This is a genomic window from Streptomyces sp. SM1 (assembly GCF_002910825.1).
Taxonomy (GTDB): Bacteria; Actinomycetota; Actinomycetes; order Streptomycetales; family Streptomycetaceae; genus Streptomyces; species Streptomyces okerensis.
The window spans coordinates 1-17,292 of record NZ_NEUB01001016.1 but is presented as its reverse complement, the minus strand read 5'-3'; the positions used below and the strand labels follow the sequence as shown (position 1 = coordinate 17,292).

The 17,292-nt window shown below is 72.1% G+C and carries 17 protein-coding genes; 11 read left to right on the top strand and 6 right to left on the bottom strand.

The features are described 5' to 3' along the window. Window positions 1-518 (top strand): NTP transferase domain-containing protein (locus B9S61_RS36495; protein ID WP_181007700.1); only part of this gene is annotated, 518 nt, incomplete at its 5' end. A 187-nt stretch (window positions 519-705) separates the two neighbouring features. Then, the gene (gene aceB, locus B9S61_RS36490; RefSeq protein WP_103546013.1) at window positions 706-2,331 is read left to right on the top strand and encodes a malate synthase A; all 1,626 of its coding nucleotides are present in this window, start codon (window positions 706-708) and stop codon (window positions 2,329-2,331) included. A 3-nt stretch (window positions 2,332-2,334) separates the two neighbouring features. On the opposite strand, the gene B9S61_RS36485 is transcribed toward aceB, so the two are convergent. The 3 genes from B9S61_RS36485 to B9S61_RS36470 all read right to left on the bottom strand — a co-directional run bounded on the left by B9S61_RS36485 (window position 2,335) and on the right by B9S61_RS36470 (window position 6,260). Next, window positions 2,335-3,261, bottom strand: coding sequence for a HipA family kinase (locus B9S61_RS36485; RefSeq protein ID WP_103546012.1), 927 nt, complete (start codon window positions 3,259-3,261; stop codon window positions 2,335-2,337). 395 nt (window positions 3,262-3,656) lie between these two features. Beyond that, on the bottom strand, window positions 3,657-4,610 hold the full coding sequence (locus tag B9S61_RS36475) for a TerC family protein (RefSeq protein ID WP_103546016.1): 954 nt from the start codon (window positions 4,608-4,610) through the stop codon (window positions 3,657-3,659). A gap of 81 nt (window positions 4,611-4,691) precedes the next feature. After that, entirely contained in the window at window positions 4,692-6,260 is a 1,569-nt protein-coding gene (locus B9S61_RS36470) for an IucA/IucC family siderophore biosynthesis protein (RefSeq protein ID WP_103546015.1), read from the bottom strand. Between the two features lie 108 nt (window positions 6,261-6,368). On the opposite strand from B9S61_RS36470, the gene B9S61_RS36465 reads away from it, so the two are divergent. Genes B9S61_RS36465 through B9S61_RS36455 form a run of 3 tightly spaced genes read left to right on the top strand, consistent with a single transcriptional unit; the run spans window position 6,369 to window position 10,009 of the window. Continuing rightward, window positions 6,369-7,880 (top strand): IucA/IucC family protein, encoded by a 1,512-nt coding sequence (locus tag B9S61_RS36465; RefSeq protein WP_103546010.1) that lies wholly within the window; start codon window positions 6,369-6,371, stop codon window positions 7,878-7,880. 45 nt (window positions 7,881-7,925) lie between these two features. Then, window positions 7,926-9,200: a VWA domain-containing protein gene (locus tag B9S61_RS36460; RefSeq protein WP_103546009.1), complete on the top strand. Its 1,275-nt coding sequence runs from the start codon at window positions 7,926-7,928 to the stop codon at window positions 9,198-9,200. Continuing rightward, window positions 9,200-10,009 (top strand): hypothetical protein, encoded by an 810-nt coding sequence (locus tag B9S61_RS36455; RefSeq protein WP_103546008.1) that lies wholly within the window; start codon window positions 9,200-9,202, stop codon window positions 10,007-10,009. Before B9S61_RS36460 ends, B9S61_RS36455 begins: the two co-directional genes overlap by 1 nt. A 47-nt stretch (window positions 10,010-10,056) precedes the next feature. Here the strand turns inward: B9S61_RS36455 and B9S61_RS36450 are convergent, their stop codons facing one another. Further along, on the bottom strand, window positions 10,057-10,689 hold the full coding sequence (locus B9S61_RS36450) for a helix-turn-helix domain-containing protein (RefSeq protein ID WP_103546007.1): 633 nt from the start codon (window positions 10,687-10,689) through the stop codon (window positions 10,057-10,059). A gap of 86 nt (window positions 10,690-10,775) precedes the next feature. Between B9S61_RS36450 and B9S61_RS36445 the strand changes: the two genes are divergently transcribed. Continuing rightward, window positions 10,776-11,984: a pyridoxal phosphate-dependent aminotransferase gene (locus B9S61_RS36445; RefSeq protein ID WP_103546006.1), complete on the top strand. Its 1,209-nt coding sequence runs from the start codon at window positions 10,776-10,778 to the stop codon at window positions 11,982-11,984. A 99-nt stretch (window positions 11,985-12,083) separates the two neighbouring features. Here B9S61_RS36445 and B9S61_RS36440 read toward each other — a convergent pair whose 3' ends face one another. Then, window positions 12,084-12,989, bottom strand: a complete 906-nt coding sequence (locus tag B9S61_RS36440; protein ID WP_103546005.1) for an oxidoreductase — start codon at window positions 12,987-12,989, stop codon at window positions 12,084-12,086. A gap of 132 nt (window positions 12,990-13,121) precedes the next feature. Between B9S61_RS36440 and B9S61_RS36435 the strand changes: the two genes are divergently transcribed. From B9S61_RS36435 to B9S61_RS36415, 5 genes are all read left to right on the top strand, one after another. After that, window positions 13,122-14,006: a helix-turn-helix transcriptional regulator gene (locus B9S61_RS36435; protein WP_103546004.1), complete on the top strand. Its 885-nt coding sequence runs from the start codon at window positions 13,122-13,124 to the stop codon at window positions 14,004-14,006. Then, entirely contained in the window at window positions 13,949-14,254 is a 306-nt protein-coding gene (locus B9S61_RS43625) for a Scr1 family TA system antitoxin-like transcriptional regulator (RefSeq protein ID WP_360389973.1), read from the top strand. Before B9S61_RS36435 ends, B9S61_RS43625 begins: the two co-directional genes overlap by 58 nt. Further along, window positions 14,254-14,460: a DUF397 domain-containing protein gene (locus B9S61_RS36425; RefSeq protein ID WP_103546003.1), complete on the top strand. Its 207-nt coding sequence runs from the start codon at window positions 14,254-14,256 to the stop codon at window positions 14,458-14,460. The genes B9S61_RS43625 and B9S61_RS36425 overlap by 1 nt, the downstream gene beginning before the upstream one ends. Beyond that, window positions 14,457-15,086 (top strand): hypothetical protein, encoded by a 630-nt coding sequence (locus B9S61_RS36420; protein ID WP_103546002.1) that lies wholly within the window; start codon window positions 14,457-14,459, stop codon window positions 15,084-15,086. Before B9S61_RS36425 ends, B9S61_RS36420 begins: the two co-directional genes overlap by 4 nt. 64 nt (window positions 15,087-15,150) lie before the next feature. Continuing rightward, window positions 15,151-15,573, top strand: coding sequence for a thioesterase family protein (locus B9S61_RS36415; protein ID WP_103546001.1), 423 nt, complete (start codon window positions 15,151-15,153; stop codon window positions 15,571-15,573). A gap of 195 nt (window positions 15,574-15,768) precedes the next feature. Here B9S61_RS36415 and B9S61_RS36410 read toward each other — a convergent pair whose 3' ends face one another. Further along, window positions 15,769-17,217, bottom strand: coding sequence for an IS66 family transposase (locus B9S61_RS36410; RefSeq protein ID WP_103542791.1), 1,449 nt, complete (start codon window positions 17,215-17,217; stop codon window positions 15,769-15,771). Window positions 17,218-17,292: the final 75 nt, after the last annotated feature.

Here is a 17,292-nt window from a genome sequence, read left to right as displayed (position 1 = left end):
TGCTCACCCACCGGGGACGGCCGCTCGTGGAGCACGCGGTGGCGGCCCTCCGCACGGGGGGCTGCGCACGCGTGCACGTGGTGCTCGGCGCGCGGGCGGACGAGGTGCGCGCCCGCGCCTCGCTGCCGGACTGCGTGCTCGTCGACAATCCGGCGTGGGAGCTGGGCATGGGCACCTCGCTGCGGGCCGGACTGGACTCACTGGCGGGCACGGGCGCGGGGGCCGCGCTGACCCTTCTGGTCGACCAGCCCGGGATCGGCCCGGAGGCGGTCACCCGGGTGCGCGGCGCCTATGACTCCCCCGAGTCGCTCGTCGCGGCAGCCTACGACGGCGCGCGTGGCCACCCGGTGCTGTTCGGTGCCGCGCACTGGGCCGGGATCGCCGCGACCGCGACCGGCGACCGGGGGGCACGCGCCTATCTGAGGGAGCACGCGGACCGGGTCGCGCTCGTCGAGTGCGGTGACGTGGCCGAGGCGTACGACATCGACACCGAGGCGGATCTGGCGCACCTTGAATGAGCCGGGAGACACCGGGCCCGCTCCCCCTCGACCCGGAGAGTCTCGACATCAACAGAACATTGAACTTCCACCATGAGGAAACTACTATCCACCGACCAGAGGCGTCCGGTGTTCGCTCGGACGTCCACAGCCGTATCCGGGCCCGACCGGCACCCGGTGCCCCGCACGCCGAAGGAAGTGACAGCCGATGTCCGCTCCAGCGCCGTCCCCGCTGGCCATCGTCGACGCCGAGCCCCTGCCCCGGCAGGGGGAGGTCCTCACCGAGACGGCGCTCGCCTTCGTGGCCGCGCTGCACCGGCGGTTCACGCCCCGGCGTGACGAACTGCTCGCCCGCCGCGCCGAGCGCCGCGCGGAGATCGCCCGCACCTCCACGCTCGACTTCCTCCCGGAGACCGCCGCGATCCGCGCGGACGACTCCTGGCGGGTGGCTCCGGCCCCCGAGGCCCTGAACGACCGCCGCGTGGAGATCACCGGCCCCACCGACCGCAGGATGACCGTCAACGCCCTCAACTCCGGCGCGAGGGTCTGGCTCGCCGACTTCGAGGACGCCTCGGCGCCCACCTGGGAGAACGTGGTCACCGGCCAGCTCAGCCTGATCGACGCCTACACGCGGAACATCGACTTCACGGACCCGGCGTCCGGTAAGTCCTACGCCCTGCGCCCGGCCGGGGAGCTGGCGACCGTCGTCGTGCGCCCGCGCGGCTGGCACCTGGACGAGCGCCACCTCACCGACGCCGACGACACCCCGGTGCCGGGCGCGCTGGTCGACTTCGGCCTGTACTTCTTCCACAACGCCGAGCGGCTGATCGAAGCCGGCAAGGGACCGTACTTCTACCTTCCCAAGACGGAGTCGCACCTCGAGGCCCGGCTGTGGAACGAGGTGTTCGTCTTCGCCCAGGAGTACCTGGGCATCCCGCGGGGCACCGTCCGCGCCACCGTCCTGATCGAGACGATCACGGCCGCGTACGAGATGGAGGAGATCCTCTACGAACTGCGCGACCACGCCTCCGGCCTGAACGCCGGCCGCTGGGACTACCTCTTCTCCATCGTCAAGAACTTCCGTGACGGCGGCGCGAAGTTCGTGCTCCCGGACCGCAACGCGGTCACGATGACCGCCCCGTTCATGCGCGCGTACACCGACCTCCTCGTGCGCACCTGCCACAAGCGCGGCGCGCACGCGATCGGCGGCATGGCGGCGTTCATCCCGTCCCGCCGGGACGCGGAGGTCAACAAGGTGGCCTTCGAGAAGGTCCGCGCCGACAAGGACCGTGAGGCGGACGACGGTTTCGACGGCTCCTGGGTCGCCCACCCCGACCTGGTCCCGATCGCCATGGAGTCCTTCGACCGGGTGCTCGGTGACCGGCCGCACCAGAAGGACCGCCTCCGCGAGGACGTCGGCGTCAAGGCGGCGGACCTCATCGCCGTCGACTCCCTGGACGCCAGGCCGACGTACGCGGGCCTGGTCAACGCCGTGCAGGTCGGCATCCGGTACATCGAGGCCTGGCTGCGCGGCCTCGGCGCGGTCGCCATCTTCGACCTGATGGAGGACGCGGCCACCGCGGAGATCTCCCGCTCCCAAATCTGGCAGTGGATCAACGCGGAGGTCGTCCTCGACAACGGCGAGCAGGTCACCGCGGAACTGGCCCGCAAGGTCGCCGCCGCGGAACTGGCGGGCATCCGCGCCGAGATCGGCGAGGAGGCGTTCGCGGGCGGCCACTGGCAGCAGGCGCACGACCTGCTGCTGAAGGTGTCCCTCGACGAGGACTACGCCGACTTCCTCACCCTTCCGGCGTACGAGCAGCTCAAGGGCTGAGTCCTACGTGTCCGGGCGGCCCAGGTGCACCGACCCGTCCGGGGCCGCCGCCGGCTTGCCGTGCAGGTCGGGGACCTGCTTCAGCCAGTCGGGACGCCCCCGCCGGGTCCTCGCCGCCCGCCGCGCGTTCTCCTCGGCGAGCTCGTCCGCGCCGGGGAAGTCGGTGGGCAGCCAGGCCCGCGAGGACCGTACGCGCGCGTGGAGATACGCCACGTACGCCTCGCGGACCTCGTCGGGTGCGGCGAAACGGGAGTCGCCGGCCAGCCAGTCGTCGGGCACCTCGGCGGTGATCGACCGCAGCAGCTCCTCGGTCACCTTCGGCGCGAGTTCGGCGTCGGCGGCGCGTACGTCGGGTCCGTAGTGACCGAGGGCGTGATGACGGAAGTCGTAGGCCCTGGCCGGGTCGGAGCCCTCCCAGCGGTGATGGAAGACGAGCGCGGCCCCGTGGTCGATGAGCCACAGCCTCGGCGGCGCGACACCCAGCGTCGGCCATACGACCAGATTGGAGCTGTGGACGGTGCGGTCCACGTTCACGGTGAGGGCGTCGAGCCAGACGACCCGCCCGGCCTCGAGCGGATCGACGGGGAAGCCCTCGGCGACCTCCGGGGTGAAGTCCCGTGCCCCCGGCAGGTAGTCCATGCCGAGATTGACCCCGGCGCTGGCGGCGTGGAGCTCCCGCACCTCCTGGTGCGGTTCGCCGGCCGCCACCGCCGGATCGAAGTGCACCAGCACCAGCTCGGGGAACCGCAGCCCGAGGGCCCGCGCCAGTTCCCCGACGATCACCTCGGCGACCAGCGCCTTGCGCCCTTGCGCCGACCCGGTGAACTTCACGACGTACGTCCCGAGGTCGTCGGCCTCGACGACACCGGGGACGGAGCCCCCGGAGTGCAGGGGTTCGACGTAGCGGACCGCGGTGACCTGTTTCAGCATGCTCCCGGGGCACCCCGTCCTCGTCCGGCGTCAAAGAGGCATGTTAACCGGGCGTGACGAATGGCTCGGATGGCACGGGCTGCCGGATCGTACGGTCAGGCGGTCGGCCCGGCCTGTTTCTGTCACCGGTCTGTTCCGCCGTGTGCGCCGCGCGTCGAATGTGCCGGGACCTGTTCGGGAACGTAGTCCTCGCACTGTGGGTTGTGACAAGGGCCCGCCGTCCAGTGGGGCACGTAGATGCCCATGGTCTTGTGTCGTTCGACCACGGTGTCCACCGGCTGTCGGCATGAGCCGCACACATGCCCGGACGGCCGGGTCCCGTCGCGTTTCCGGTCATCGCTCATACAGACATTTTACGCCCCCTTTGCACCTTTTTGGGAACAGGTGGGACTCGGTCACCCGTGCTCTGCCTTCTGCGGCGGCGGACGCAGCATGCTGACCACGACGGACACGGTCAGCACGACGACGATGACGCCGAGGCTGACGAGCGACGGGATCTCGGGCACGGCCGTGCTGATCGTCTCGTGGGCCGCCTGGAGGACGAGCTTGACGCCGATGAAGCCGAGGATCAGGGCCAGACCGACGCTGAGGTAGTGGAAGCGGTCGAGGAGACCGGCGAGCATGAAGTACAGGGCCCGCAGACCGAGGATGGCGAAGGCGTTGCTGGTGTAGACGATGAAGATGTCACTGCTGACGGCCAGGACGGCGGGCACGCTGTCGACGGCGAAGACGAGGTCGGCCGCCTCGATCGCGACGACGACGGCGAGCAGCGGGGTCCCCACCCATGTGCCCGCTTCCTTGACGAAGAAGCGGTGGCCCGCGTAGTCGTCCCGGACGGGGATGAACTTGCGCAGCAGTCGCACCGCGAAGCTCTTGCCCGGGTCGAAGCTCTCCTCCTCGCCCTGGAGAATCTTGTAGGTGCTGTAGAAGAGGACCGCCGCGAAAAGGAACAGTACGGCGGTGAAGCGGCTGACGACGGCCACACCGGCGGCCAGGAAGATGCCGCGGAAGACCAGGGCGCCCAGGACGCCCAGGAACAGCACGTGGTGCTGGTAGGCCCGCGGCACCTTGAAGTAGCTGAAGATCAGGGCGAAGACGAACAGGTTGTCGACCGACAGGCTCTTCTCCAGCAGCCACGCGGTCGTGTACTCCACCCCGGCATCCGTGCCGACCACGAGGAAGACGGCGCCTCCGAAGGTGATGGCCAGCCCGATCCACAGCACGCTCCAGGCGGCCGCCTCCCGGAACTCGATGACATGTGCCGAGCGGTGCGCGAGAAGATCGACCGCGAGTGACACCAGCACGGTGACGGCGAACACCATCCACAACCAGAACGGCACTTCGTGCACGGACACGCCTCCTCGGGCGCTGTGGGCCGGCGGACTCTTCTCCGAGTCTGGGGTATCCGGAGGGTTGTCGCCTCTTCGTCCTCACCCCCCGGTCAGCGGGTTCGGCAGCGGCAGGTAGCGGGCGTCGGCGCCGTCCGCCGCCGTCCAGCGCAGGAGGAGGTTGGTCTTGGCCGGGAGGGTGGGGGCGGCGAGGAGGGCGGGGATCTCGGGGAGGTCGTGGCGGACCAGCTCGCGGCGGGCGGCGGGCCACGGGTCGAGGCCGGGGTGGTGCTCGGCGAGGGCGGCGGCGATCTCCATGAGGTGGTTGACGACCAGGCAGTACACCAGGCGTTCCCAGCCGGCCGCCCGGGACACCGCGGGCGCCGCGGCTCCGGAAGCCCGTCCGAGGAGCTTCACCCCTTCGGCGTCCCGGAACAGGGCCTGGACGGGCATGCCGTCGGCGTCCACGGCGATCAGGGTGTTCTGCAGATGGGCCTCCAGGACGACGCCGTGCTCGGCGAAGGCCCTCAGGGCCGGGGGCACCACCCGGGACAGGTACGCCTCCCACCAGGCCGCCGGGTCGGCGGCGCCGGCGAGCGGACTGCCGTCGAAGCCCTCGGCCAGCGCGGCCGCGAGGCACGGGGTCGCGCCGGGCGCGACCTGTCCGCGCAGTCCGTCGCGCACGACGACGGCCAGTTGCTCGAAGGCGAAGTCCGCGGTGCGGTGGCCCCGGTCGCTCAGCCACGCCGGGGCGGCCGGACCGTCGAACGCGGCGAAGGCGTCGCGTACGGCCGTGTCGGTGGCGCGCAGTCTCACCAGGTCGTGGCGCCACAGCCGGCGGATGTCGTTGGTGATGCGCACGTCCAGGCTGAACTTGAGGAACAGGTCGTCGCCGGGCGCGTACACCGTGCGGATCGCCGCGGTGGGCCACACGGGGAACGCGGTCGTACCCAGCCGGCGCAGGCGGCCGTCGGCGAAGGCGGGGGCGAGGTCGCGGGCCGCGAGGTCGAGTTGCCAGGGGTGGGCGGGCAGCAGCCGGTAGCCGGGCGGGGCGGTGCCCAGGCGGTCGAGGGCCGCGGTGTCGCCCTCCTCGACCACCGTGTCCTCGCGCACCGCCAGCAGCGTCAGCGGGAAACGGGCGTACGCCTCGGGCGCGTACGGCAGCCAGGCGGCAGCGGGGCCGCCGCCGCGCGCCTTCGGGGCCGGGTGGTGGGGGTGCCCGGTGAGGAGGGACTGTTCGGAGCGCAGATAGAGGCCGCCGGGCGGGGCGGCCCGGGCGCGGGCTTCCAGCAGCGCGGCCACCGCGTCCCGGCTGTCGGACATCTCGGCGGGCAGTTCGTGGTTGGACAGGCCGGTGTGCCGGCGCAGTTCCTCGGCGACGAGTTTCACCAGTTCGGTGTGGCCGACGGGGTGCCACGCGCCCGCCGTGTACACCTCGGGGGCGGCGGGGCGGCGGCGGGTGCCGCCCACCCGCAGCAGCCGGCCCGTGCCGGGGAGCCGGTACGTCCGGCAGGTGCCGGCGTCCGGTGCGCCCGCCGAACCCGCCGGCTCCGCCAGGGGCCGGGCCACGTCGCGCAGCAGGCAGTTCAACAGCGGTACGGCCGCGTACGCGTCGGCACGCCCGGCCAGGATCGCGCGGCTCGCCGCGTGGTCGTCTGCGGGCGGGGGCATGAGGTCCACGCGTTCTGGTTCCCTACGGTCTGTCCGGCGGAGACGATCAGTATGTCTGTCATCGTCCCCCCGTACGTCCCGCCCTGTGCGTACCCGAGGAGTCCGCCCGTGCACCGTTCCCCCACCGCCGAGAGCGAGATCGCCGACGAGCTGACCTCCGTACGGCCCGATCTCGTCACCGCGTACACGGGCGGGCTTCCCGGCGCACGCGCGGCCGTGCTGACCCGGCTGTGGCGCGGTCTCGCACACGAGCCGCTGCCGTGGGTCACCGGCCGGGAACCGGGGGGCGACGGGCTCACCCTGCGGCTGACGGACGGGCGGCGGCTGCACGGCCCGCGGCCGGATCCGTATGCGACGGGCGCGTACGTCACCGCCGTGCGGCTGGACGAGGCGGCCTACGACGACCCGGCGCGGCTGATGACGGATCTGGCCGTACCGCACTCGGCGGGGTTCGCCGCCGAACTCGGGCACAGCGTCGCGTCCATGGCGCTGTCGCGGACGGGCGGACGGGTTCCCCCGCGGGAGTGGCCGGCGCGGAGCCGGGAGTGGGAGTGGGAGCAGCGGATGACCGACGGGCATCCGTTCCATCCCAACTGCCGTTCGCGGCCCGGCTTCTCGGCGGCGGAGCAACTGGGGTACGGGCCGGAGCACCGGCCCGTCGTGAAGCTGGAGCTGCTGCCGGTGCCGGCCGGGGAGTGTGCGGTGACGGGGATGTGGCCGGGGTGGCTGCGGGAAGCGGGGCGGGTGCTGGTCCCGGTGCACCCCTGGCAGGCGGCGCATGTGCTGAAGCGGACGGGTGAACGGCGGCTGGCGGCCCATCCGCTGATGGCGCTGCGCACGCTCGCGCTGCCGGACGGGCCGCACGTCAAGACGGCGCTGAGCGCCCGGCTGACGTCCTCGGTGCGGGACATCTCGCTCGGTTCGGTCGCCGCGTCGGCGGTGCTGTCGGACTTCGGGGAGACCGTGGCCGCGCGCACGGACGGGCTGCTGCACATCACCCGCACCCTGGGCGCGGTCGCGGCCGGGTCGCCCGATCTCGCGACGGTGCTGCGCGAGTCGCCGGAGGAGTACGCGGGCGACGGCGAGCGGGTCGTCCCGGTGGCGGCACTGGCGACCACCGAACTGGCCTGCTCGGCGGCCTGGTTGAGCCGGTTCGCGGTGCTCGCCCTGACGGTCGGTCTGCGGTTGCTGGAATGGGGCGTGGCGCTGGAGGCGCACGGCCAGAACCTGCTCGTGGTGCTGTCGCCGGACGGGGATCCGGTGCGGCTGGTGTACCGCGATCTGGCCGATCTGCGGGTCGGGCCGGACCGGCTCGCCCGGCACGGCGTTCCGCTTCCCGAACTGCCCGCACGCATGATCACCGACGACGAACGCACCTTGCGGCGCAAGCTGTTCGGCTCCCTGGTCGCGGGCGCGCTGGCGGGTGCGGCCGGTTCCGGCCCCGCACTGCGCGCGGCCCTGGAGAGCGCCGCGCGGGATCTGCCGCGCACCCCTGACCTGGCCGCGCTGCTGGAGGATCCCCTCCCGGCGAAGGCACTGACGCTGATGCGGCTGTCACCGCGGACGGGCGGGGACCAGTGGGCCGAACTGCCCAATCCCCTGCGATACGACCGTCTGTGACTTCCCGTTTTGGAGGGCGGCGCTCCCGGTCAATAGGATCCGCCGATGATCAGAAGAAAACGGCCGGTGGCAGGCGCATGCGCTCTGCTCGCCGCACTGACGGCCGGGCTCGTCTTCCCGGCCGGGGCGGCCGCCGATGAACCCGCGGGCCAGGACGCGCCCAAGGTCAACCTCCTGCTCGATGTGAGCGGCTCGATGCGGGCCAAGGACATCGACGGGCAGTCCCGGATGGCGGCGGCGAAGCAGGCGTTCAACGAGGTGCTGGACGCGACGCCGGAGGAGGTCCGGCTGGGCATCCGGACACTCGGCGCCGACTACGCCGGCGACGACCGCAAGGAGGGCTGCAAGGACACCGCGCAGCTCTACCCGGTCGGCCCGCTGGACCGCACGGAGGCCAAGACGGCGGTGGCCACGCTGGTCCCGACGGGCTGGACCCCGATCGGTCCCGCCCTGCTCGAGGCCGCGGACGATCTCGACGGCGGCGAGGGCTCCAAGCGCATCGTCCTGATCAGTGACGGTGAGGACACCTGCGCCCCGCTCGACCCGTGCGAGGTGGCCCGCGAGATAGCGGCCAAGGGCATCGGCCTGATCATCGACACCCTGGGTCTGGTGCCGAACGCCAAGCTGAGCCGGCAGCTCAGCTGTATCGCCGAAGCGACCGGCGGCACGTACACCTCGGTCGAGCACCAGGACGAACTCACCGACCGGGTGAACGAGCTGGTGGACCGCGCGGCCGAACCCGTGGTGACTCCGGTGGCCGCCGAGGGCGCCGACTCGTGCGCGAAGGCTCCGGTGCTGGAGTCCGGCCTCTACACCGACCGTGAGGAGTTCGGGCAGCAGCGCTGGTACCGCGTGGAGGTGCTGTCGGGGCAGGAGCTGCGCGCCTCGGTGAGTGTGGCGGCGGACCGGGCCGTGCGTCCGGACTACGGCGTGCTGCTGCGGGCCGTCACGGTGCACGGCCGGGAGATCGTACGCGGCGAGGCCACGGGCAACGGCCGTACCGACGTCCTCTCCACCGGTCTACGCTACCCCAAGGCCGAGCGGGACGACGACGACAGCGGCAAGCCGGCCGCCGAGGTCGTGTGCCTGGCGGTGACCAACTCCTTCTCGGCGGACTCCGGGGTGAAGACCACACCCGGTCTGCCGCTGGAGCTGACCGTCGACGTCGTGGACGGCCCGGACGGGTCGAGCGACGTGGCCTCCTTCGGTCTCGGCCGGGGCTGGTGGCTGCTCGGCGCGCTGATCCTCACCGGCTTCGTCGCCGGTCTGCTCTGGGGCTGGCTGTCCCGCTGGCGGTTCGCTGTCTGGAGGACCAACTGATGCGCGCCATACGTGTACTGGGCGTAGCCCTGCTGACGCTCGGACTGGCCGCGGCCCCCGCGGCGGCCGACTCCTCGCCCTCTCCCGAGGCATCCGGTGACAGCGCCGGCCCCACCCGCGCGGGCACCTCGTTCCGCACCGCGACGGAGGTCGAACAGGGGCAGACCGCCACCGCGCGCGCCTCCACCGGCGACTACCTGTACTGGTCGTTCCCGGCGGACGCCGGACAGCGCCCCACCGTACAGGCGACGGTGAAGCTGCCGGAGAGCCACGCGGCCGAGACCTGGCAGATCGACGTGTACGACGGCCTGCGCCGCCGCCAGGCCTGCCAGTACGGGGCGCAGACCCGCAAGGCCGCCGCCGACACGCCCTCGGTGGCGCTGGAGTGCGTCCTGCGCACGGTCCGCGCCTGGTCGGAGCCGTGGGCCAACGACCCGCTGCCGGGCACGTACTACGTCCGCCTCACGGCGCTGCGGCTGTCCCCGGCCGACCTCGGCCAGGCCGTCGACGCCGAACTGCGGGTCGAATCCAAGGACATGGGCGGCGCGGCGGCGGTCGACGGCACGCTGTCCGAGCCGCTGGTACCAGGCATCGCGGCCCGTACCGCGTCGGACCCGGCGGACGACGACGACTCGCCCACCGCCGTGCTGGCCGACCTGGAACCGGAGGACGGCTGGACCTCCGGCTGGTGGTCCGACCGCTGGATCTGGACCGCGGCGGGCGGCGCGCTGGCCGCCCTGGCGGGCGTCGCCGGCTACCGGCTGACCCGCGGATCCGGGCGTCCGCGCGGGGTACCGCCGACCGCGTGACACCCTCCCGGAAGGCCCGCCCCGCGCGGGCCTTCCGCTTTTCTCCCTCAGGCCTCCCGCAGGGTCTTGGCGAGAGGGCCTTCGCCGGTCACCTCGACCCGCCCCGCGCGCACCGCGCCGGACAGGGTCAGGTCGCCCCGGCCGATGGCCGTGCAGGTACCGGTGTCCAGGGACAGCCGGGCGTCCGGCTCGGCCGGGGCGGGGCCGTCGCCGTAGACGGGGCCGCCGTCCTCCGCACCGGCGTGCAGGTGGAACCGGCCCTCCTCCAGATGGACCTCCACGAGTCCCGCCTCCCCCTCCAGCGCTCGCAGCAGGGGCAGCGCGAACCAGTGGGCGCGTACCGCGTCCGTGGGGCGCCGCTCGCCCAGTTCGGTCTCGCCCCAGGCGCCGAGGGCCTGGAGGACGGGGAGCAACGCGCCACCGCGCGGCGTGATTTCGTAGACGTAGGCCGCGCCGGGCGGGGGGAGCCGGCGGCGGGTGGTGAGGCCGTCGCGTTCCATGTCCTTCAGCCGTGAGGCCAGCACGTCGGTGCTGACGCCCGGCAGGTCCGCGTGCAGGTCGGTGTAGCGCCGCGGGCCGGCGAGGAGTTCCCGGACGATCAGCAGGGTCCAGCGGTCGCCGACGGCGTCGAGCGCACGCGCGGCGGAACAGTACTGGTCGTAGCTTCGGCGAGGTGGCATGCGACGCAGTCTAGACAAGTTGTTGGACTTTCCAAGCGTCTACTTGGTAAAACCAAGCAACACCAGATACCGGAGGGAAGCCGCGCATGGAGTTCCGGCAGTCGAGCAAGCTCAGCGAGGTCTGTTACGAGATCCGCGGCCCGGTGATCGAGCACGCCAACGCACTGGAGGAGGCGGGGCACAGTGTGCTGCGCCTGAACACCGGCAACCCGGCCCTGTTCGGCTTCGAGGCGCCGGAGGAGATCCTCCAGGACATGATCCGGATGCTTCCCCGGGCGCACGGCTACACCGACTCGCGCGGGATCCTCTCCGCCCGCCGCGCGGTCGCCCAGCGCTACCAGACCCTGGGCCTGGAGGTCGACGTGGACGACGTCTTCCTCGGCAACGGTGTCTCCGAGCTGGTGTCCATGGCCGTACAGGCGCTGCTGGAGGACGGCGACGAAGTCCTCATCCCCGCCCCCGACTTCCCCCTCTGGACGGCGGTGACCACCCTCTCCGGCGGCAAGGCCGTCCACTACCTCTGCGACGAACAGGCCGACTGGTACCCGGACCTGGACGACATGGCCGCGAAGATCACGGACCGCACCAAGGCCGTGGTCATCATCAACCCCAACAACCCCACGGGCGCCGTGTATCCGAAGGAGGTCCTCGAGGGCATCCTCGACCTCGCCCGCCGGCACGGCCTGATGGTGTTCGCCGACGAGATCTACGACCAGATCCTGTACGACGACGCCGTGCACCACTCCACCGCCGCGCTCGCCCCCGACCTGGTCGTCCTCACCTTCTGCGGCCTGTCCAAAACGTACCGGGTGGCGGGCTTCCGCTCCGGCTGGATGGTGGTCACCGGACCGAAGCAGCATGCGAAGAACTACCTGGAGGGCCTGACCATGCTGGCCTCCATGCGGCTGTGCGCCAACGCGCCCGCCCAGTACGCCATCCAGGCCGCGCTCGGCGGCCGGCAGTCCATCCGCGAACTGACCGCACCGGGCGGGCGGTTGCGCGAACAGCGGGACGTGGCCTGGCAGAAGCTGAACGAGATCCCGGGCGTGAGCTGTGTGAAGCCGAAGGGCGCGCTGTACGCGTTCGCGCGCATCGACCCGGCGGTCCACAAGATCCACGACGACGAGAAGTTCGTCCTCGACCTGCTGCTGAGGGAGAAGATCCAGGTCGTCCAGGGCACCGGCTTCAACTGGCCCTCCCCCGACCACTTCCGCATCCTCACCCTCCCCCACGCGGACGTCCTGGAGACGGCGATCGGCCGCATCGGCCGGTTCCTGAGCGGGTACCGGCAGTGAGAGCCCAGGGGGAACCGCCCGCACGGTGATCGCGTCGGATCACGGCGTGAGTTGACGCCGAGCGCCGGGCGGGCCCGGAGTATTCGGCGTCCGTCCGGTTCAGAGGTAGCTGACTCCGGTCAGTTCCTCGGCCGCCGCCCAGAGCCGTTCGCCGACGGCCGGGTCGGCCGCCTCCCGGCTGATCCGGGCCTCTGTGACCCGGCCGCGCGTCTCGAAGAAGCCGGAGGGCCCGAAGAACTGGCCGCCCCGCACACCGGGGTCGGTCGCGGCGCGCAGCTGCGGCAGCGCGCCCTGCTCGACAGGCTGCGTGACCAGCAGGCCGGCCCGCGTGATCACCCGCCCGAGCCGGCCACGGTGTTCCCAGGCGCGCGGAGTCAGGTTGGTGCGGGTGAGACCGGGGTGGGCCAGTGTGCTGGTGACCGGCGATCCCGCGGCGCGCAGGTGCCGGTCAAGCTCGATGCCGAAGACCGTGGTGGCGAGCTTGGACCGGCCGTAGGCGGGAGCCGCCCCGTAGTCACGCTCCGACATCAGGTCGTCGAAGTCGAGGTGCGCGTTCTTGTGGGTGATCGAGCTCAGACCGACCACCCGGGGCTCCTTCGCCGCTGCCAGCCTGTCGAGCAGCAGGCCGGTCAGTGCGAAGTGCCCCAGCATGTTGGTGCCCAGGTGCAGTTCGAAGCCGTCTGCCGTGGTGCGGCGCGGGCCGGGCAGTACCAGGCCCGCGTTGTTGACCAGCAGGTCGATCTTCCGGTGGCCGGTGGCCAGCTTCGCGGCGAACGCGCGGACGGAGCCGAGGGAGGCCAGGTCCAGTTCGCGCACCTCCACCTCGCCGCCGATCCGGCGGGCGGCCTCCGCGCCGGCTGCGGTGTCGCGGACCGCGAGCACGACGTGGGCGCCGTGGCGGGCCAGCTCGGTGGCGGTGACCAGGCCGAGGCCCGAGTTCGCGCCGGTCACGACGGCGGTCCTGCCGCGCTGGTCGGGGATGCGGTCGGCGGTCCATCCGGCCATCTGCTGCTCCTGAGGGGTGTGAGTGGGGCGGACCGGCGACGTTGGGAGCGGTGCGGGCCGGTTCCGTCGTTCCCGTTTGCCTAGGTCTGCGGGACCTACCCTGACTGCTCGGCGGGGAGGCACACTGACGGTATGACCCACCCGTACGCCCGTGAGCTCGGTGATTTCCTGCGCGCCCGGCGCGACAGGCTGACCCCCCACGACGTCGGCCTGGAACCGGGCGGCCGCCGCAAGGTCGCCGGACTGCGGCGCGAGGAACTGGCCCTGCTGGCCGGGCTGAGCACCGGCTACTACCAGCGGATGGAACAGGGCCGGGAGGTACGTCCGTCCGACGACGTCCTGGACGCGCTGGCCGGCGCGCTCTGCCTCGACGACGCGGAACGACGGCACCTGTTCCGCCTGGCCCACGCCGCTCGCCGGCCGGTGCCCACCCGGCCGGACCGCGGTCCGGAGAGGGTGCCCGACAGCACCCGGCGGCTGCTGCGGATGATGGACACCCCGGCGGTCGTCCTCGGCCGCCACCTCGACCTGCTCGCCTGGAACCCGATGGCGGAGGCGCTGCTCGGCAGCCCGGACAGCCACCCGCCCGACCGGCTCAACATGCTCCTCCTGCTGTTCGACGACACGCTGACCGGTGAGCGGAGCTGCCCGGACCGGGAGCGGCAGGCCCTGGAGTACATCGGCACGATGCGCGCCGCCGTCGCCGCCGACCCCATCCATCCGCGCGCCACCGCGATCATCGGCGAACTGAGCATCCGCAGCGCCGAGTTCCGGCGGCTGTGGGCCCGGCACGACGTACGGGCCTCGGTCAGCGGCACCAAGACCTTCCGGGTCCCCGAGGTCGGCGACATCGTCCTGGACTGGGACACCTATCCGCTGCCCGGCAGACCCGGCCCGGTCATGCTGGTCTTCACCGCCGAGCCGGGCGGCGCGGACGCGGACCGGCTGCACCTCCTGGCATCGTTGCGCGCGACCCGCTCGAACGGGAGGGCCACGCCAGCGGCCACGTCACGCTGAGCCCACGGGGAGCTCGCACCACACCGTCCTTTCGCGAGGACCACGCCGGACTCGCAGGGGCACTGCAACTGCTGCGACCGAGGGAAGGGGGCACCGTGGGCCACATGGAAGTCCCGCCGATCAACCGGCTGATCTCCGACCCCAGAGACATCCGGGTCCTGCAGATCCGCTATGGCATCATCCGGGCCCAGGCGCTCACGCCCCGTGAGTCGCCGGCGTATGTCGAGAAAGTGCAGGGAGAGACCTGATGACCAACCGCCCGTCCGGGAACGGTCCCGCGCTGGAGTGGTTCAAGAGCAGTCACAGCACGAACGGCGGCGCCGAGTGCGTCGAAGTCGCCACCACCCCCGAAACCGTCCACGTACGCGACTCGAAGCACATACACGGCCCCCGCCTGGCCTTCGCACCCGAGCAGTGGGCCGCCTTCCTCCCCTACGTCTCCGGGCCCCGATGACCCGACCGCCCACCGCCGCGCAGCGCCGTCTCATCGAGGCCGCCGATCCCGACACCGGGCGGCTGAAGGGAACGCCGGCGCAGCTCGCCGCGCTGGTGACGCGCGGGCTGGCGTTCCGGCATCCGAGGCCGCCGCACGATCACTTCCTGACTCCGGCGGGACACCGGATCCGGGACGCGGAACCCGAGACCGGACAGCCGGACCCGCCGGCCACGACCGGCGGGTTCGCGGCGCAGGTGGGCGGCGAGGAGACGGCTCCCCCGGGCGGTCCCGCCCGGCTCCGGGAGGTGCGGAGCGCGTGGCGGGGCATGCTGGAGCTGCGCCGGATGACCAACCCCGACGGCGCCACGGACCGGCCGTGCGGCTGGGAACGTTCGCATCTGGTGCGGGCCGCGGCCCTCGCCCTGGAGGCCGCCGGTCACCGGCCGGCCGGCCCGGACGGCGGGGACGGCGGATACCGGGTGCGGGAGACGCCCCAGCCGGAGGCGGTCGCCGTGTACGAGCCGGACGGCGAGGCGCTGCTGGCCTGCGCTGCCACGCTGGAGCGGGCCGGCTGGCAGGCAGGCGCGTACACGGAGCCGAGGACGCGGACGCGTTATCTGCTGGCCTCCCCGCGCCGGGTCTGAGCGGCGCGTGCCAAGATCGGTGGACGAGGCATCGAGCCGAGCAGGCATGAAGGGGACAGACGCAGTGAGCGAGCCGTTTTCCGTCCGGGTGACCGTGCGCGGGTACGAGACCGACGTACAGGGCCATCTCAACCAGGCCGTGTATCTCAACTACGCCGAGCACGCGCGCTGGTCGCTGCTCCAGGCGGCGGGGATCACCCAGTCGGGCCTGATCGCGCGTGGAGTGGGACCGGTCGCCCTGGAGACCACCATCCGCTACCGGCGTGAACTGCTCGCGGGTGACGAGGCCGACGTGAGCTGCGCCTTCCTCTGGAGCGGCGGCAAGATCTTCACCATCGAGCAGACGATCACCAAGGCAGACGGCACCGTGGCGGCCGAACTCACGGGCGTGGGCGGGCTGATGGACCTGAAGCAGCGCAAGCTCCTGCCGGATCCGGGGGCGGTATTCCGGGAGCTGGCGAAGGACCCGGCCCTGTTCGGGCTGTAGCCGGGGTTCGCAGGCGGCGAACTCCTCGCCGTCGTACCACTCGGCGCCGGCCAGGCGGGCACACAGGTCCTCGCGGCGGAACTCGTCGCGGCCGTGCCGTTCGCCCAACCGCTCGGCGCGGCCCACGGGTTCTCACCTCCACTACGTGCTGCCATGCCCCTCGACACCCCGATGAAACGTAACTGTTTAGGGGTTTCAGCTGGTTGCGGGCAGCATCCATGGCCGTCCGGCGAAGAGGTCGCGCAGGGCGGTGAGGGGGCTGATGCCGTGTGTGCGGACGGTGGAGATGTGGGCGCGGATCCGGGCGAAGCGCCTTGCGCCGGTCAGGGTCCGCCAGGCCCCGGAGACCTTCTGTTGCACCTTGATCATCCGTAGGTCGCGTTCGGCCTGGTTGTTGTCGAACGGGACACTGAAGCCGACCATGTACCGCTGGTACATGGTGGTGCGGTCCCGCAGGCGCATGGCCAGAGCCCTGGCCTTGGAGCGGGGGCCGGTGCCGGCGTAGGGGTTGGCGGCGATGCCGCACAACGCTGCCTGCCGGTAGCGGTCCTGGAAACCGGCCGACGTCTCGGCGTCCAGGGCGTCGTGCCCGGTGGCCACAGCGTCGGCGACTGCGTCCTTCGCCTCGACCAGGACATCGATCATCGCCTGGGCCCAGGCGGGGTCATGGCGGGTGTCCTCGGTCACGGCAATGGGTTCACGCAGCACGTGCGCCCCGCACAGGGCCTGCGCGTCGCCGTAGACCGTGTAGGGGGCCAGGGCATCGGTGACCAGGGTGCCGGTGAAGCCGGGCAGGACGCCGAGGTCGTCCATGGCCGCCCGGCCGCGCTGGTGGTGGATGCCGTAGAAGGTGACCAGGTGGGTGCACATCACGTGCAGCCAGTGCAGTTTCCCCGCGACCCGTACCCCGGACTCGTCCGCGTGCGCGACCGGCACCGTGGCCAGGTGGTCCTTGACCTGGGCCTCGAAGGACCCGAGCCCGTCGTGGGCGCGAGCCGGGACGGACAGGACGGTGCCGGTGGAGACCGGCAGGCTGAACAGGCAGTCCATGGCCTCGGCGAGGCGTTGGGCCGGCAGGTGCTGATAGGCCGACAGGCAGGCGATCGCGGCTCGGACGCCGGGTCCGTACACGGCGGCCGCCGTGGGCAGGTCCGGAGCCGTCGCCGTGGTGGTGTACCCGCAACCGCACACCGCCCGGTGCAGCCGGTGCTCGGTCACCTGGGGGCGGATCTCGGGCAGATCGAAGACCTGCCGGGCCCGGAAGCCCGAACCCGACGCATCGGACAGACCACCGCCACAGCTGCCGCACGCGGCCGGATGATGATCGACTATCACGTCCGGGTCGGTGACCTGCTCCAGCCGGCCACCGGGATCGCCCTTGGCCCGGCCCGGCCGACGCCCCGACGCCTTGCGCAGCGACTTCGGTGCGGGCCTCTTGTCCAGCCCGTCACTGGACGGCGGCTTGGAGGAGTTGCGCCAATCAGCGGCCAGCCGCCGCTTCAACTCCGCGATCTCAGCGTCCTGCTCGACGATCCGTGCTTCACGTCGCTCAATCGTCGCGGCCTGCGCGGCTGCTACCAGCCTCAGCTCCACGATCAGACCGGCCAGCTCGTTGTACGACGGCGGCGGCTGCTCGGAGGTCACAAGATCAATCTACTCGACCATCGCGACTGCCCCGCACCACGTCACCGCAGGTCACGGACGGCCGTAAACAGTCAC